The organism is Pseudomonas muyukensis, assembly GCF_019139535.1.
In the GTDB taxonomy this organism is placed as follows: Bacteria; Pseudomonadota; Gammaproteobacteria; order Pseudomonadales; family Pseudomonadaceae; genus Aquipseudomonas; species Aquipseudomonas muyukensis.
The window spans coordinates 3,305,675-3,318,775 of the sequence record NZ_CP077073.1 but is presented as its reverse complement, the minus strand read 5'-3'; the positions used below and the strand labels follow the sequence as shown (position 1 = coordinate 3,318,775).

15 protein-coding genes and 1 riboswitch are annotated in these 13,101 nt (G+C 64.2%); of the genes, 7 read left to right on the top strand and 8 right to left on the bottom strand.

What is annotated here, in order from left to right; all coding sequences use genetic code 11:
• The first annotated feature begins 285 nt into the window (after window positions 1–285).
• The 5 genes from KSS95_RS14850 (at window position 286) to KSS95_RS14830 (ending at window position 5,966) form a co-directional block, all read left to right on the top strand.
• The gene (locus KSS95_RS14850) at window positions 286–1,452 is read left to right on the top strand and encodes an acetyltransferase domain-containing protein (protein WP_217847835.1); all 1,167 of its coding nucleotides are present in this window, start codon (window positions 286–288) and stop codon (window positions 1,450–1,452) included.
• 26 nt (window positions 1,453–1,478) lie between these two features.
• Window positions 1,479–1,674: riboswitch (cobalamin riboswitch) on the top strand.
• A gap of 113 nt (window positions 1,675–1,787) precedes the next feature.
• Window positions 1,788–2,816, top strand: a complete 1,029-nt coding sequence (locus tag KSS95_RS14845) for an ABC transporter substrate-binding protein (protein WP_217847834.1) — start codon at window positions 1,788–1,790, stop codon at window positions 2,814–2,816.
• Window positions 2,813–3,829 carry a FecCD family ABC transporter permease gene (locus tag KSS95_RS14840; RefSeq protein WP_217847833.1) on the top strand — a complete coding sequence of 339 codons (1,017 nt, stop codon included), beginning with the start codon at window positions 2,813–2,815 and terminating at the stop codon, window positions 3,827–3,829. Before KSS95_RS14845 ends, KSS95_RS14840 begins: the two co-directional genes overlap by 4 nt.
• Window positions 3,826–4,632: an ABC transporter ATP-binding protein gene (locus KSS95_RS14835; protein ID WP_217847832.1), complete on the top strand. Its 807-nt coding sequence runs from the start codon at window positions 3,826–3,828 to the stop codon at window positions 4,630–4,632. The genes KSS95_RS14840 and KSS95_RS14835 overlap by 4 nt, the downstream gene beginning before the upstream one ends.
• Entirely contained in the window at window positions 4,629–5,966 is a 1,338-nt protein-coding gene (locus tag KSS95_RS14830; RefSeq protein WP_217847831.1) for an OprD family porin, read from the top strand. Before KSS95_RS14835 ends, KSS95_RS14830 begins: the two co-directional genes overlap by 4 nt.
• A 42-nt stretch (window positions 5,967–6,008) precedes the next feature.
• On the opposite strand, the gene KSS95_RS14825 is transcribed toward KSS95_RS14830, so the two are convergent.
• Together KSS95_RS14825 and KSS95_RS14820 are read right to left on the bottom strand one after the other, a co-directional pair.
• Complete coding sequence (locus KSS95_RS14825; protein ID WP_217847830.1) at window positions 6,009–6,329, bottom strand: hypothetical protein; 321 nt, start codon at window positions 6,327–6,329, stop codon at window positions 6,009–6,011.
• 191 nt (window positions 6,330–6,520) lie between these two features.
• The gene (locus KSS95_RS14820; RefSeq protein ID WP_217847829.1) at window positions 6,521–6,901 is read right to left on the bottom strand and encodes a GFA family protein; all 381 of its coding nucleotides are present in this window, start codon (window positions 6,899–6,901) and stop codon (window positions 6,521–6,523) included.
• A 170-nt stretch (window positions 6,902–7,071) separates the two neighbouring features.
• Between KSS95_RS14820 and KSS95_RS14815 the strand changes: the two genes are divergently transcribed.
• Window positions 7,072–7,227, top strand: a complete 156-nt coding sequence (locus KSS95_RS14815) for a hypothetical protein (protein WP_217847828.1) — start codon at window positions 7,072–7,074, stop codon at window positions 7,225–7,227.
• 9 nt (window positions 7,228–7,236) lie between these two features.
• Here the strand turns inward: KSS95_RS14815 and KSS95_RS14810 are convergent, their stop codons facing one another.
• Window positions 7,237–7,929 (bottom strand): hypothetical protein, encoded by a 693-nt coding sequence (locus KSS95_RS14810; RefSeq protein ID WP_217847827.1) that lies wholly within the window; start codon window positions 7,927–7,929, stop codon window positions 7,237–7,239.
• Window positions 7,926–9,374, bottom strand: a complete 1,449-nt coding sequence (dgt, locus tag KSS95_RS14805; protein ID WP_217847826.1) for a dGTP triphosphohydrolase — start codon at window positions 9,372–9,374, stop codon at window positions 7,926–7,928. Before dgt ends, KSS95_RS14810 begins: the two co-directional genes overlap by 4 nt.
• Before the next feature lie 194 nt (window positions 9,375–9,568).
• Here dgt and KSS95_RS14800 point away from each other — a divergent pair, with 194 nt between their 5' ends.
• On the top strand, window positions 9,569–10,048 hold the full coding sequence (locus KSS95_RS14800; RefSeq protein ID WP_217847825.1) for a hypothetical protein: 480 nt from the start codon (window positions 9,569–9,571) through the stop codon (window positions 10,046–10,048).
• 16 nt (window positions 10,049–10,064) lie between these two features.
• Here KSS95_RS14800 and KSS95_RS14795 read toward each other — a convergent pair whose 3' ends face one another.
• Genes KSS95_RS14795 through KSS95_RS14780 form a run of 4 tightly spaced genes read right to left on the bottom strand, consistent with a single transcriptional unit; the run spans window position 10,065 to window position 13,100 of the window.
• Window positions 10,065–10,442 carry a response regulator gene (locus tag KSS95_RS14795; protein WP_217847824.1) on the bottom strand — a complete coding sequence of 126 codons (378 nt, stop codon included), beginning with the start codon at window positions 10,440–10,442 and terminating at the stop codon, window positions 10,065–10,067.
• 44 nt (window positions 10,443–10,486) lie between these two features.
• A complete protein-coding gene (locus KSS95_RS14790; RefSeq protein ID WP_217847823.1) occupies window positions 10,487–11,713 on the bottom strand; it encodes a hybrid sensor histidine kinase/response regulator in 1,227 nt (408 codons plus the stop codon).
• On the bottom strand, window positions 11,707–12,282 hold the full coding sequence (locus KSS95_RS14785; RefSeq protein ID WP_217847822.1) for a chemotaxis protein CheB: 576 nt from the start codon (window positions 12,280–12,282) through the stop codon (window positions 11,707–11,709). The genes KSS95_RS14790 and KSS95_RS14785 overlap by 7 nt, the downstream gene beginning before the upstream one ends.
• Window positions 12,279–13,100: a CheR family methyltransferase gene (locus tag KSS95_RS14780; RefSeq protein ID WP_217847821.1), complete on the bottom strand. Its 822-nt coding sequence runs from the start codon at window positions 13,098–13,100 to the stop codon at window positions 12,279–12,281. Before KSS95_RS14780 ends, KSS95_RS14785 begins: the two co-directional genes overlap by 4 nt.
• Window position 13,101: the final 1 nt, after the last annotated feature.

Genomic DNA, 13,101 nt, shown 5'->3' with positions numbered 1-13,101 from the left:
CAGGCCAGCGGTTATGGGTGGTGGTGATCTGGAGGATTGCCCGCAACGCACTCGGGAGCTTGGCCAGGCAGCGAAAAAAGTTTCAGTGCAGGGCGTGTTCGCCGTGAGTGATGCAGCGTCTGTCAGATCGAGCGCCGCGCGGGCGGCGCTCGGTCTAATAGGCGCTGCATCACCCACGGCGAACACCTGGTGGCCCGCCAGGCGAAATCGAACTATTCAGGCGCTGATAAAATGTAATACGATAACATTTCATTTGAACGCCATTCCTGCCTACGATCCCAGCCAATGACCAGCGCCATTACCCCTTCCCCCTTGCCCAGCCAACGCCTGCAAAGCATCGACGCCCTGCGCGGCCTGGTGATCCTGTTCATGCTCCTGGACCACGTGCGCGAAACCTTCTTCCTGCACCGCCAGGTCAGCGACCCGATGACCATCGACGCCACCGACCCCAGCCTGTTCGCCAGCCGCACCCTGGCGCACCTGTGCGCCCCGGTGTTCGTGCTGCTCACCGGGCTGTCCGCCTGGTTGTACGGCGAAAAGCACCAGGGCCGTGGCGATGTCTCGGCGTTTCTGTTCAAGCGCGGGCTGTTCCTGGTGGTGCTGGAGTTCACCCTGGTCAACTTCGCCTGGACCTTCCAGCTGCCACCCACCGTGGTCTACCTGCAAGTGATCTGGGCCATCGGCCTGAGCATGATCGCCCTGGCGCTGCTGGTATGGCTGCCACGTCCGGCGCTTATCACCCTGGGCGTGTTGATCGTCGCGGGGCACAACCTGCTCGATGGCCTGCACTTCGCGCCGGCATCGGCCCTGCATGTGCCGTGGGCGGTCCTGCACGATCGCGGCTGGTGGGTGGTCACCGACAGCCTGCGCCTGCGCACATCCTATCCGCTGTTGCCGTGGATCGGCGTGATTGCCCTGGGCTACGCCCTTGGCCCATGGTTCGCCCGCGCCAGCCAGGCCGATACCCGCCAACGGCGGCTGCTGCTGGCCGGGGCTCTGGCCCTGCTGGGTTTCGTCGCACTGCGCCTGCTCAACGGTTACGGCGAAACGCCCTGGAACAGTTACCCCAATGTTACGCAGACGCTGATGAGCTTCTTCAACATCACCAAGTACCCGCCTTCGCTGTTGTTCCTGGCGCTGACCCTGGGCACCGGCCTGCTGTTGCTACGCGGCTTCGAGCGTGCTGGCAGCACGCGCTGGATCGGCGTGCTGGCGGTGTTCGGCGCGGCGCCGATGTTCTTCTACCTGCTGCACCTGTATGTGCTCAAGGGGCTGTACCTGGCCAGCGTCGCCCTGTTCGGCCGCAACCAGGGCGACTATTTCGGTTTCGAGGGTATCGCCGCGGTCTGGCTGCTGGCCCTGTTGCTGGCCGCCGCGCTGTACCTGCCGGTGCGTGGCTTTGCCCGGCTGAAGGCGCGGCGCCGCGACCTGGCCTGGCTCAAGTACCTGTAAAGGCGTTTCGCCCGGCGGTGCGATGGTCTACCATGCCGCCCGCCGGTTTCCACACGGAATCAAAAGGGAATCCCAGGCGCGCCCAGCGCGCCGAACGGAACTGCCCCCGCAACTGTAGGTGCCGAGCCCTCGCCATCGATGCCACTGGATGATCCATCCGGGAAGGCCGGCGCCGGGCCTGGACGCACTAGTCAGGAGACCTGCCGGCACGTGTTCACCAACCGGCGGGGTGTCCGGGATGGTCATCCGCCTTGCGCTTGCAGCCTCTGGCTCGCGCCCGGCGATGCCTGTCCGTGCCCATGACCGCACAGCGCAAGACAGGAGACCGCCCCACCATGTTGCCCCACCTCGCCACCGTAGTCGCCGGCTTGACCCTGTCCGCGCTGGCCCAGGCCGATAATGGCCAGGCCAGTGCCACCCAGTATCCGTTGACCCTCGACAACTGCGGCGTGCCCCAGACCTTCGCCCAGGCGCCCGAGCGCGCGGTGACCATCGGCCAGGCCGGTAGCGAACTGCTCTATGCCCTGGGCCTGGGCGAACGCCTGGCCGGCACTTCGCTGTGGTTCAACAACGTGCTGCCCGAGTTCCAGGCGCAGAACGACAAGGTCGAGCGCCTGGCCGACAACGAACCGAGCTTCGAGGCGGTGGTGGCCAAGCGTCCGCAACTGGTGGCGGTGCAGTTCGAATGGATGGTCGGTGCCCAAGGCGCGGTCGCCACCCGCGAACAGTTCGCCGAATTGCAGATTCCCACCTACCTGCTGCCGTCCGATTGCGAAGGCAAGGACAACCTGGTGGGCGCCGATGGCACCCGCCTGCAACCGTTCAAGGTGCAGAGCATCTACAAGAGCATCAGCCAACTGGCCGAGATCTTCGACGTGCAGGCGCGCGGCGCCGTCCTCAACGCGGCGCTCCAGGGCAGCCTGCAGCAGGCGCAGCAACAACTGGCGGGCAAGGACCTGACGCACACCAGCGCGTTGTTCTGGTTCTCCAGCGCCGACCTGGCGCTCGACCCCTACGTCGCCGGCCGCCAGGGCGTGGCCGACTTCATGCTGCAGACCCTCGGCGTGCGCAACGTGGTCGAGTCCAGCGAGGAATGGCCGACCGTCGGCTGGGAAACCCTGGCCAAGGCCAATCCCACCTGGCTGATCATCGCGCGCATGGACCGGCGCCGCTACCCCGCCGATGACTATCGCAAGAAACTCGAATTTCTGCGCAGCGACCCGCTGACCCGCAACATGGATGCGGTGAAACAGGGCCGCATCATCGTCCTCGACGCCGACGCCATGCAGGCCGGCATCCGCCTGTTCCGCGGGCTGCAAGTGCTGTCCACGGCCTTCGCCAGCGGTAGTGCGGCGCAACCATGAGTCGCCTGCTGCCCCTTGGCGCCTTCGCGCTGCTCGCCCTGAGCCTGGCCATGCTCGCCGGGATCGCCATCGGCGAAACCCCGGTGGGCGCCGAAGTGGTCTGGCAGGTGCTGGCCAATCACCTGTGGCAGGCGGGCTATCCGCTCGACCCGATCGACGCCGGCATCGTCTGGAACTACCGCTTGCCACGCACCCTGGTGGCCGCTGCCTGCGGCGCTGGCCTGGCCACCTGCGGGGTGATTCTCCAGGCGTTGCTGCGCAACCCGCTGGCCGAGCCGTATTTGCTGGGTCTGTCCGCCGGGGCCTCGACCGGTGCCGTGGCGGTCGGCCTGCTCGGCCTGGGTGGCGCGGCGCTGTCGCTGTCCGGCGGCGCCTTCCTCGGCGCGCTGGCGGCCTTTGCCCTGGTGCTGGCGCTGTCGCGGGCCAGCGCCAGCCGCCATGACAATGCCCAGGTGATCCTTGCCGGGATCGCCGGCTCGCAATTGTTCAACGCGCTCACCGCGTTCCTGATCACCAAGTCCGCCACCGCCGAACAGGCCCGCGGCATCCTGTTCTGGCTGCTGGGCAACCTCAGCGGCGTGCGCTGGCCGGCGGTGACCCTGGCGGTGCCGGTGGCCGTGCTGGGGCTGCTGGTCTGCCTCGGCCATCGCCGGGCCCTGGATGCCTTCACCTTCGGCGCCGATTCCGCCGCCTCGCTCGGCGTGCCGGTGCGCCGCACCCAACTGCTGCTGATCAGCTGCGCGGCGCTGGTGACCGCGGTGATGGTGTCGATCGTCGGTGCCATCGGTTTCGTCGGGCTGGTCATCCCCCATGCCCTGCGCCTGTTGCTCGGCCCCGGGCACAGCCGCCTGGTGCCGGCCAGCGCGCTGGGCGGGGCGTTGTTCCTGATCGTCGCCGACATCCTCTCGCGCACGCTGATCAGCGGCCAGGTGATCCCTGTGGGGGTGGTCACCGCGTTGATCGGCGCGCCGCTGTTCGCCCTGATCCTGGTCAGCCGTCGGGGGCGCCCATGACCGCGCTGCACAGCCCCGCAATGGCCCCCGTCAGTTGCCAGGGCCTGCGCCTGCGTCTGGGCGGGCGCGAGGTGCTGCATGGTATCGATCTGGCCGTCAAGCCCGGCGAGACTCTCGGCCTGGTCGGCCCCAATGGTTCCGGCAAATCCACCTTGCTCAAGCTGCTGGCCGGGCTGCGCGCGCCCAGCAGCGGCAGCGTCCAGTTGCTCGGCACGCCCCTGGCGGCCCTGCCCCGCCGACGTATCGCCCAGGCGCTGGCGCTGGTCGAACAACAAGCCGACACCCTGGATGCGATCCGCGTGTTCGACGCCGTCGCCCTGGGCCGCACCCCCTGGTTATCGGCCCTGGCCCCCTTCGGAGCCGGCGAGCGTGCCATCGTCGAGCAGGCACTGGCCGACGTCGACGCCAGCCACCTGGCCCAACGCCGCTGGGCCGAGCTGTCCGGCGGCGAACGCCAACGCGTGCATATCGCCCGGGCCCTGGCGCAACGCCCGCAGGTGTTGTTGCTGGATGAGCCGACCAACCACCTCGACATCCAGCACCAGCTGAGTTTGCTCGGCCAAGTCCAGGCGCTGCCGATAACCACCCTGGTGGCGTTGCACGACCTCAACCAGGCGCTGACCTGCGACCGCCTGGCCGTGCTCGATCAGGGCCGCCTGGTGGCCCTCGGCAAACCGGCGGCGGTACTGACAGCCGAACGCCTGCTCAGTACCTTCGGCGTGCACGCCCATTACCTCATCGACCCTTTCGATGGCGCGCGCATCCTGCGCTTTCGCGCCCCTGAGCGCGGAAACCGCCCGTGAAGCCCCTCGTCCTCGCCCTGCCCCTGTTGAGCTTGACGCCCCTGGCCCTGGCCGATTCCAGCCAGTCCCAGGGCAAAGGCTGGCTCGCCGACAGCCGTTGGCAGTTGCTCAACCGCAGCGTCTTCGACCAGCGCGACTATCGCCATGGCGGGCGCAACAGCGGCGCGCGCAACGCCTACAAGCCGCGCGCCGAGCGCAACGGCAAGGCCGAGGAATGGGCCTATGGCGTGATGGGCACGTTCAACTCGGGCTTCACCCAGGGCCTGGTCGGTGTCGGCGTGGATGCCCATGCCTACCTCGGCATGCAGCTGGACAGCGGCGGTGGCCGTGCCGGCAAGGCGCGGCTGCTGGGGCTGGACAACCAAGGCCATCCCAAGCGCGACTACAGCCGTGGCGGCGCGGCGCTGAAGCTACGGGCCTCCAACACCGTGCTGTCCTATGGCGAGCAGCGGGTCAAAACGCCTGTGTTCAGCTCATCCGACAGCCGCCTGCTGCCCGAAACCGCCACCGGCCTGTTCCTCACCAGCCAGGAACTGGACACCCTCAAGCTGGTGGCCGGGCACTTCAACGAAAGCACCGATCGCAACGCCTCCAGCCACGACCAGGGCTTCGTGGTCAACTACTCCAATGCCCGCCAGGGCAAGCAGTTCGACCTGGCCGGCGCGGTATGGAACCCGTCCGCCACGCTCAGCGCCAGTCTCTACACCTCGCGTTACCAGGACAGCTGGAACCAGCATTATTTCGCCAGCACCCTGAGCCACGCCCTGGATGCGCGACGCAGCCTCAGCCTGGACCTCAACCTGTACCGCACCACCGACACCGGCAAGGCGCTGTCCGGGCGTATCGACAACACCACCTGGAGCCTGGTCTCGCGCTACGCCGAGGGGCCGCATGCCTTCAGCCTCGGCTGGCAGCAAGTGGATGGCAATACCCCGTTCGACTACGTGACCCGCGGTGCGATCTTCCTCGGCAACGCGGTACAGATGTCCGATTTCAATGCGCCGAACGAGAAGTCGTGGCAGGCGCGCTATGACCTGAACATGGCCGGATACGGCCTGCCGGGGTTGAGCCTGACGGCGCTGTATGTGCGGGGGTTCGCCATCGACGGGACGCACCTGGACCCACGCGGCGGCTATGCCTACCTGGGCTATGGCAAGGACGGCCGGCATTGGGAACGTGACCTGGAGGCGCGCTATGTGGTGCAGGACGGCAAGGCCAAGGGGGTCGCGTTCTCGTTGCGGCACAATGTGCATCGAGGCAACACCGCGCAGGCGGAACTGGATGGGGACCAGATCCGCCTGGCGGTGGAGTGGCCACTGGCGGGGGGATGGTGATTCAGCCTGCCGGGAACCGGGCCAGGTCGAGGTGTGTCGGGATCATGCCGGCTCAGTGGCCTGGGGTAGTTGCCAGTACGCCAGCTCCTGCGGCGTCAAGCTGGCCAGTACCTGGACGAAAATCTCGCTGAACTCGCTGCTGACATTGCCAAACGCCTTGTAGTTGCTGAGCAGGTAGCGCTTGACCGTGTTTGGCCAGTTTCCGGCCTTGTGCGCGGCGATGATGATGCCTTTGGCGTCCTGGTAGTAGGCTGCAGGCTTGACCTCGGTCAGGCGCCGCTCGAAATGCCCGCAGGTCCACTCATCTGCACGGGCCTCGAATTCGTCCAGCAGTTTCACTTTGTATAACGCAAGCTCTGGCATGGGTTAGCTCCTTGGCGTTGACGGGAAGGAGACGGTAGGCGATTGCGCTTGGGCTGGAAATGAACGCGGTGTTGAGGGATGCCGCCTGATACGGGAAGGGTCTGACAAACGAGCTGGCGGAGCTGCCCGTGCTGCCTGCTGGCGCACTGGCGACGCCGCCCCTAGTTGATCGCCCCAAGCGTCGCGACTGATCAGCCACCGGCATCGACCTTCCACCAAGCCGGCCGGCTGCCTTCGAACGCATGCGCAACCGGTCTAAGGCCCGGCGCCTGTGGGTCATCGAAACAGCCCAGCAACAAGGCCACGGTCGGCCCATCGTCGACGGCGCCCAGGGAGCTGCCGCAGGTGGCGCAGAAGGCACGGCTGGACGCTGACGAGGAACGGTACAGCGCAGGCGCACGCCCCTCCCCGACCCAGCTGACCGCTGCCTTGTCGAACTCGACCCAGCACAGGGTCAAGCCACCCGAGTGCCGCTGGCACTGGGAACAGGAACAGGTATGGGGAAAATCGGCCTCGCCCTCGGCGATAAAACGGATGCGGCCACACAGGCAGCCACCAGTAAAGCGGGTCATCGCACGCACCTCCTGCACTGACGGGAGCTGGCACGATAGCCAAGGGCGCAGCGATTGTTGGACGGATAAAGTGTTACACCATATGGCATGGGCGCAGGCGAGGACTGCACCCGGCATGCCCCACTGCTAGAGTGCCCGCCCTGATACACAGAGACAGTGGAACCTGCTTGATGGACAGAATGATTCAATTTATTGCCGTGGTCGTGCTGTGCACGCTCATTGGTACCGCTTGCGAGTACTACGGGGTGAATCAATACCTGAAATGGTTGTTGATGGCGCTGCCAGCCATCGTCTGGGTGCGCCTGCGCAATCCATTCCAGCGCTGAGTGCGGCACTTACCAGATTTTCAGTTGCGGCTCGAATCGGAAGGGAGAGTCGGCACTGCGGGTTGTGTGGTCATGCAACTGGCGTACATAGGATTCGAAAGTCAGGTTTAACGAGCTGCCATATAACTGTCCCAGCACGTAGTCCACTAGCGCCGGAGCCAACTGGAGATCCTTCTGAATGGCCATGCGTACCGCACGGATGGCCATCTGCCGGGGGTTTGGGTTGGCTTGCAGGTTGATATCCAGTACACGCCTGAGCAAGTCATCGTCATAGCCCCGAAGGGTGCAGACCTTCAACGCTCGCACGTCGAAGATGATCGCGTCCAGGTTGAAAAATGTGGTCTTGCACAAATCTGTCAGGCTATTGGCTTGGGCATGCCCCTCGCGGATAGCCCAGGTGTCGTGTAACGACCAGATATCAAACAGGCGCCCATTCTCGGAAAATCTGAAACCGCCGAACTTGTTCATGATCGGGTTCAGGCCGGCAAGGGCACGACGGATTTCCTCGGCCGGGGCCGTGGTCACCATGTCGATGTCTGATGAAAAGTGCCTGACACCCAAGCCAAAGTCCCTGACCATCCCACCGAAGATCACCACATCGGGCAGCTTGCATCGGATGTTGACCAGGGTAGCCTGAAGCGACGGCTTGACGCCGTCGCGTTTGCGCAGGTACGTGATCAGCTTTTGGCGCGTGTTGATCATCTACATTGCAGGGTCGGTTTTTTGAAAGCGTTCAACTCTTCGAGCAGATTGACCGCATAGGTATCAGTCATGCCTGAAATCATGTCCGTCAGCAGTAGGAACTGCCTATAACGTGCAGGTAAGGCCTTCACTTCGGCTGCTGGATCTCGGTATACACGGCGGTAGTTCTCAGAAATCCTGGTAAAGACGTAACGATTATAGGGGTTTTCTGGCAGTACCTTGTCAGAATCGTCAGGGTCCGTCTCGGCGATGGCAGCCCAGAAAATATCCATCAACTGATGAATCGTATTGTATCCACGCAGTTCGACCTCCAGCACAGTCCGGTGGACGAAAGCATACTTACGAGAAAAATCGCATAAAGCATTACGCAGTTCGGCCGCTGTCGATAGCTGCAGCAGCGTGCGCTTCTCATCGCCTGCGGCGAACGCCCCCTCATTCTCGATAAAGGCCTTGGTTACCGCGTTGATCATTTCACCGATCGCGTAAACACGGAAGCGCTGCATTGACACATCGTTCAGTTCGCTCGGTGACAGGTTGGCCTCTCGGTACTCGCCGTGCTTTGCCTCGCCCAGGTCAACAACCCGTTTCACCAGGTCATTATGGTGATGGTGGTGCCGGAGGTAGGCCATCAAATCATAAAAGGACGCGAGGCCCTTCTTTATTGCATCTTCGGCGTCCAGCACCGCATAGGCGATATCGTCGCACGCTTCCATGATGTACGCCATGGCGTGGCGACGACCAACCGCCAACCCTACCTTACTCAGCACATCCTCGGCGATGCTTTGCTCTGAATGGAAGAAACCGTGTTTCTTGCACGCGACACCAGCAGTCTTGCTCACGGACGTCGAGGCCACCGGGTATTTCATCATCGCCGCAAGGGTCGCGTAGGTCAGGTCGAGACCGTAGTTGTCGTTGAGCAACTGCAGACGAGTCACCAGGCGGAATGTCTGCGCATTGCCTTCGAACTTGAGAAAATCCTCGAACAACGCTGGGTCGAACCCTGTGCCAGTCAGTTCTGCGCGGTTATCCACAAACCAGCTACGTATGGCAGCTTCCCCTTGGTGGCCGAAGGGCGGGTTACCCAGGTCGTGAACCAGCCCGACGGCGGCAAGCAGTGCTGGAATGTTCCGAAAAGCCTGATCGTGAGGTTTAAGCGAATCGAGATGCACAGCCAGCGTGATGCCAACGCTTCTGGCCAGGTTGGACACCTCATGGGAGTGGGTTAATCGATTGCGCACACTGTCATTGCGATCCAGCGGAAAAACCTGGGTCTTGTCGGCCATGCGTCGGACCGGTGTACAGAACAGAATTCGGTCATGATCCCGTTCAATTGCGGTTCGGTACTCGACATCCTTTTCCTCCGTCACCGCTGCCTGCTTGCCATCGGCCTTGCGTCGCCCGGTATTGAGCAACGCTTGCCAGTGATCACGAGTACTTCGCTCCATTACATCATCCTTGTATGTGCTGTCCAAACGAACAACCAAGCCTAGCAGGACAAGTACAAAGGAAAAGGTCGGTTGTTTTCAGCATGTTGCCTGCGTGAGTAGCCTGCTGGTTTCCTGACTTGAAGGCATGTCCATACCCGCAGGCCTTCTGCTTGCAGTAAACTCCCAGGCCTCCCCGCACCCAAGGCCCACCCATGCCCCGCCTGCGCAAACTGCTGCTCCCCGCCCTGCTGCTCGGCGCCCTCGCCGGCTGCGACCAGCCCCCCAGTCGCGAGGAAAAGATCCTCGCCGAGCTGCCCTTGCAGGACGCCTACAGCCATAACATCGAGCGCATGGCCGGGCTGCTGGCCATGACCCACCGGCAAGTGCCCGAGGACAAGATTCGCGAAGTGCTGCGCAAGCACCTGACCGTCGAGGACCAACGCCAGGACTTGTTCAAGCTGTACAGCGAGCAGCACTTCACCGATGCCGAATTCGCCAGCATCGTCGCCGCCACCCGCGACCCTGCCAAGGCCAAGGCGCTGGGCGATACCGACGAAGGCAAGCGCCTGAGCGAGAAGCTGACCGGGTACATGCGCGAAAGCGCCAGCGACCCGACAGTGCAAGCGCTGGCTGAACAACGAATGCAGCAGGTGGAGGATGACCTGCGGGCCCTGGAGCAGGCTGCGCCCTGAGCTCGGCGGCTACGCCCTAGCGCAGCAGCGCCTGGATCTGCGCGTGCAAGGTGTCCAGGTCGAACGGCTTGGCCAGGATCGGTGCCTGGCGCGCGATCGGGCTGCCGGATTCGAGGATCTCCGCCGGGTAGCCGCTGATGAAGATCACCTTCAGGTCCGGGCGCAGCTTCACCGCCGGCTCGGCGATCTCCACCCCCGAGATGCCGCCGGGCAGGCGAAAATCGGTGACCATCAGGTCCAGGTGCGGCTTGCTGGCAAGAATGGCAAACGCCTGCTCGCCGTCCTCGGCCACCAGCACGTGGTAGCCCTCGCCCGCCAGGTAGTCCCGCAGGATCATGCGGATCGCGGGTTCGTCCTCGACCACCAGCACCACATCTTGTGCATCTTCACTCATGTCAACGCCTTCACATTCGGTAGGTTGGCTATCAGACCCCAGGCTCAGGCAGAGGTTGCCTGGGTCTGATCGCAGTGTTGCAGCACCCCGGACAACGGCAGGTAGACGCTGAACATCGCCCCCGCGCCGGCCTGGCTGTCGACCTGGATCCGCCCGCCATGGGCCAGCACGATCTGCTCGGAAATATACAGCCCCAACCCCAGCCCGCCGCTGGCCTGCTGGGCGGCCACCCGCTCGAACTGCTGGAAGATCCGCTGCTGGTTTTGCGCATCGATGCCGATACCCTGGTCCTGCACTTGCACGCAGGCCATGCTGTCGTTGGCGAACACCCGTACCATCACAGGCTTGCGCTCGCCGTAGCGCAAGGCGTTGGACAGCAGGTTGGCCAGCACCTGCTCGATGCGGAACTCGTCCCACTCGCCCTGCAGGGCCTCGCAGACTTGCAGTTCGATATGGGTGTCCAGGGCATGGGCCTGGGCGGCGAAGTTCTCCACCAGCCCGCGTACCAGCTGGCCGAGGTCGAAGGCCTTGGGCCGAATCGACAGCTTGCCGGTGCGAATCCGCGACACATCGAGCATGTCCTCGACCAGGCGGATCAGGCTGTTGATCTGGCGCTCGTCGCGCTCGACCATGGCCTTGAGCTTGTCCTCGCTGAACGCCGCCAGGTTGCCCCGCGCCAGGTGCATGCGCCGCAGCTGGGCCTCGAGGATCAGGCCATTGAGCGGGGTACGCACTTCGTGGGAGACGATCGACATGAAATCGTCACGCATGCGCACGGCATGCTCCAGTTCGCCACGGGCAACCTGCAACTGCGCCAGCAACTGCTCCTGTTCCGCGCGGCTGCGCTCCAGGGCCTGCAACTGGCGGTCGAGGGCCTTGCGCTGGCGGAACAGGTCGACGAACACCGACACCTTGCTCTTCACCGCCAAGGTATCCAACGGCTTGTGCAAAAAGTCCACCGCCCCGCTTTCGTAACCCTTGAAGGCGTAGTTCATCTCGCGCCCGGCGGCGCTGACGAAGACGATGGGAATGCTACGGGTCTTTTCCATGCCGCGCATCAGCTCGGCCAGCTCGAAGCCGTTCATGCCCGGCATCTGCACATCGAGGATGGCCAGGGCGAACTCGTGCTCGAGCAGCAGCGACAAGGCCTGCTCGGCGGACTGGGCCTGGTGCACCTCACGGTCCTCGCCCTGGATCAGGGCAGCGAGGGCCAGCAGGTTTTCCGGCAAGTCGTCGACGATCAGCAGTTTGGCGGTGATATGGCTTAGCATGCGCTGGGTTCCAGGGTAGCGAGCAACTGCCCGATACCGCTCAGGGGAAGAATGTGGTCGGGGCTGTGCAGGGCCAAGGCGGCCTCCGGCATCAGCGCAACCTGTGCGTCGCGAGGGTCCTGGACCACGGTCCGGCCTCCACTTTGTCTGATCCGCAGCAGCCCGCGGGCACCATCCTCGTTGGCACCGGTGAGCAGCACGCCGAGCAGCGCCGGGCCATAGGCATCGGCCGCCGACTCGAACAACAGATCGATTGCCGGTCGCGAGAAATGCACCGGCTCCTCCTGGCTCAGGGAAAAGCTCAGGTCACGCTCCACCGACAGGTGGTAGCCCGGCCCGGCCACGTAGATCAGGCCAGGCTCGATGGCGGCCTTGTCCTGCGCCTCGCGCACAGGTCGGCGCAAACGCCGCTGCAGCACCTCGGCCAGTTGGCTGTGGCGGTCGTCCGGCAGGTGCAGCACGCACAGTACCGGCACGGCGAAGGCGGCCGGCAGCGCGCCGAGCACGCTGAACAACGCCGCTACGCCCCCCGCCGAGGCGCCGATGACGATCGCGCGCACGCCGCTCATACCTTGCGGTAGATCCGCTCGGGCCGCACCAGCGGCTCGAAGCGCTCGCCATAGGCCGAGAAGTCCACCGATTCCTTGCTGCCCAACACCAGGAAGCCACGGTGGCACAGCGACTCGTGGAACAAGCCCAGGGCCCGGTCCTGCAGGCCCTTGTTGAAATAGATCAGCACATTGCGGCACGACACCAGCTGGGTCTCGGAGAACACGCTGTCGGTGGCCAGGCTGTGGTCGGCGAAGGTGACGTTCTCGCGCAGGCTGGAATCGATGATCGCGTTGCCATAGGCGGCGGTGTAGTACTCGCTGAAATCGCGGCGGCCGCCGGCCTTGCGATAGTTTTCCTGGTAATCGCGCATGCTCTGCATCGAGTAGATGCCTTGCTTGGCGCGCTCCAGCGAATGTGGGTTGATGTCGGTGGCATAAATGATGGTGCGCTCCAGCAGCCCCTCCTCGCGTAGCAGGATGGCCATGGAGTACACCTCCTCGCCCGTGCTGCAACCGGCAATCCAGATCTTCAGCGACGGCCAGGTGCGCAGCAGCGGCACCACCTCGTTGCGCAGCGCCAGAAAGTGCCCCGGGTCGCGGAACATCTCGCTGACCGGAATCGTCAGGAACTGCAGCAGCTCGAGGAACATGCCCGGGTCGTGCAGCACCCGTTCCTGCAAGGCCGACACCGTGCGGCAATCGAACTGGCGCAAGGCATGGAGGATCCGGCGCTTGATCGATGCGCCGGAGTAATCGCGAAAATCGTAGCTGTACTTGAGGTAGATCGCCTCGATCAGCAGCCGGATCTCGATATCGGTGTTGCGTTCGCTGGTCAAG

Bases quoted from the DNA above. Each gene is read 5' to 3' on its own strand.
- KSS95_RS14850 (WP_217847835.1), top strand. From the start codon at position 286: ATGACCAGCGCCATTACCCCTTCCCCCTTGCCCAGCCAACGCCTGCAA.
- KSS95_RS14845 (WP_217847834.1), top strand. From the start codon at position 1,788: ATGTTGCCCCACCTCGCCACCGTAGTCGCCGGCTTGACCCTGTCCGCG.
- KSS95_RS14840 (WP_217847833.1), top strand. From the start codon at position 2,813: ATGAGTCGCCTGCTGCCCCTTGGCGCCTTCGCGCTGCTCGCCCTGAGC.
- KSS95_RS14835 (WP_217847832.1), top strand. From the start codon at position 3,826: ATGACCGCGCTGCACAGCCCCGCAATGGCCCCCGTCAGTTGCCAGGGC.
- KSS95_RS14825 (WP_217847830.1), bottom strand. From the start codon at position 6,329: ATGCCAGAGCTTGCGTTATACAAAGTGAAACTGCTGGACGAATTCGAG.
- KSS95_RS14820 (WP_217847829.1), bottom strand. From the start codon at position 6,901: ATGACCCGCTTTACTGGTGGCTGCCTGTGTGGCCGCATCCGTTTTATC.
- KSS95_RS14815 (WP_217847828.1), top strand. From the start codon at position 7,072: ATGGACAGAATGATTCAATTTATTGCCGTGGTCGTGCTGTGCACGCTC.
- KSS95_RS14810 (WP_217847827.1), bottom strand. From the start codon at position 7,929: ATGATCAACACGCGCCAAAAGCTGATCACGTACCTGCGCAAACGCGAC.
- dgt (WP_217847826.1), bottom strand. From the start codon at position 9,374: ATGGAGCGAAGTACTCGTGATCACTGGCAAGCGTTGCTCAATACCGGG.
- KSS95_RS14800 (WP_217847825.1), top strand. From the start codon at position 9,569: ATGCCCCGCCTGCGCAAACTGCTGCTCCCCGCCCTGCTGCTCGGCGCC.
- KSS95_RS14795 (WP_217847824.1), bottom strand. From the start codon at position 10,442: ATGAGTGAAGATGCACAAGATGTGGTGCTGGTGGTCGAGGACGAACCC.
- KSS95_RS14790 (WP_217847823.1), bottom strand. From the start codon at position 11,713: ATGCTAAGCCATATCACCGCCAAACTGCTGATCGTCGACGACTTGCCG.
- KSS95_RS14785 (WP_217847822.1), bottom strand. From the start codon at position 12,282: ATGAGCGGCGTGCGCGCGATCGTCATCGGCGCCTCGGCGGGGGGCGTA.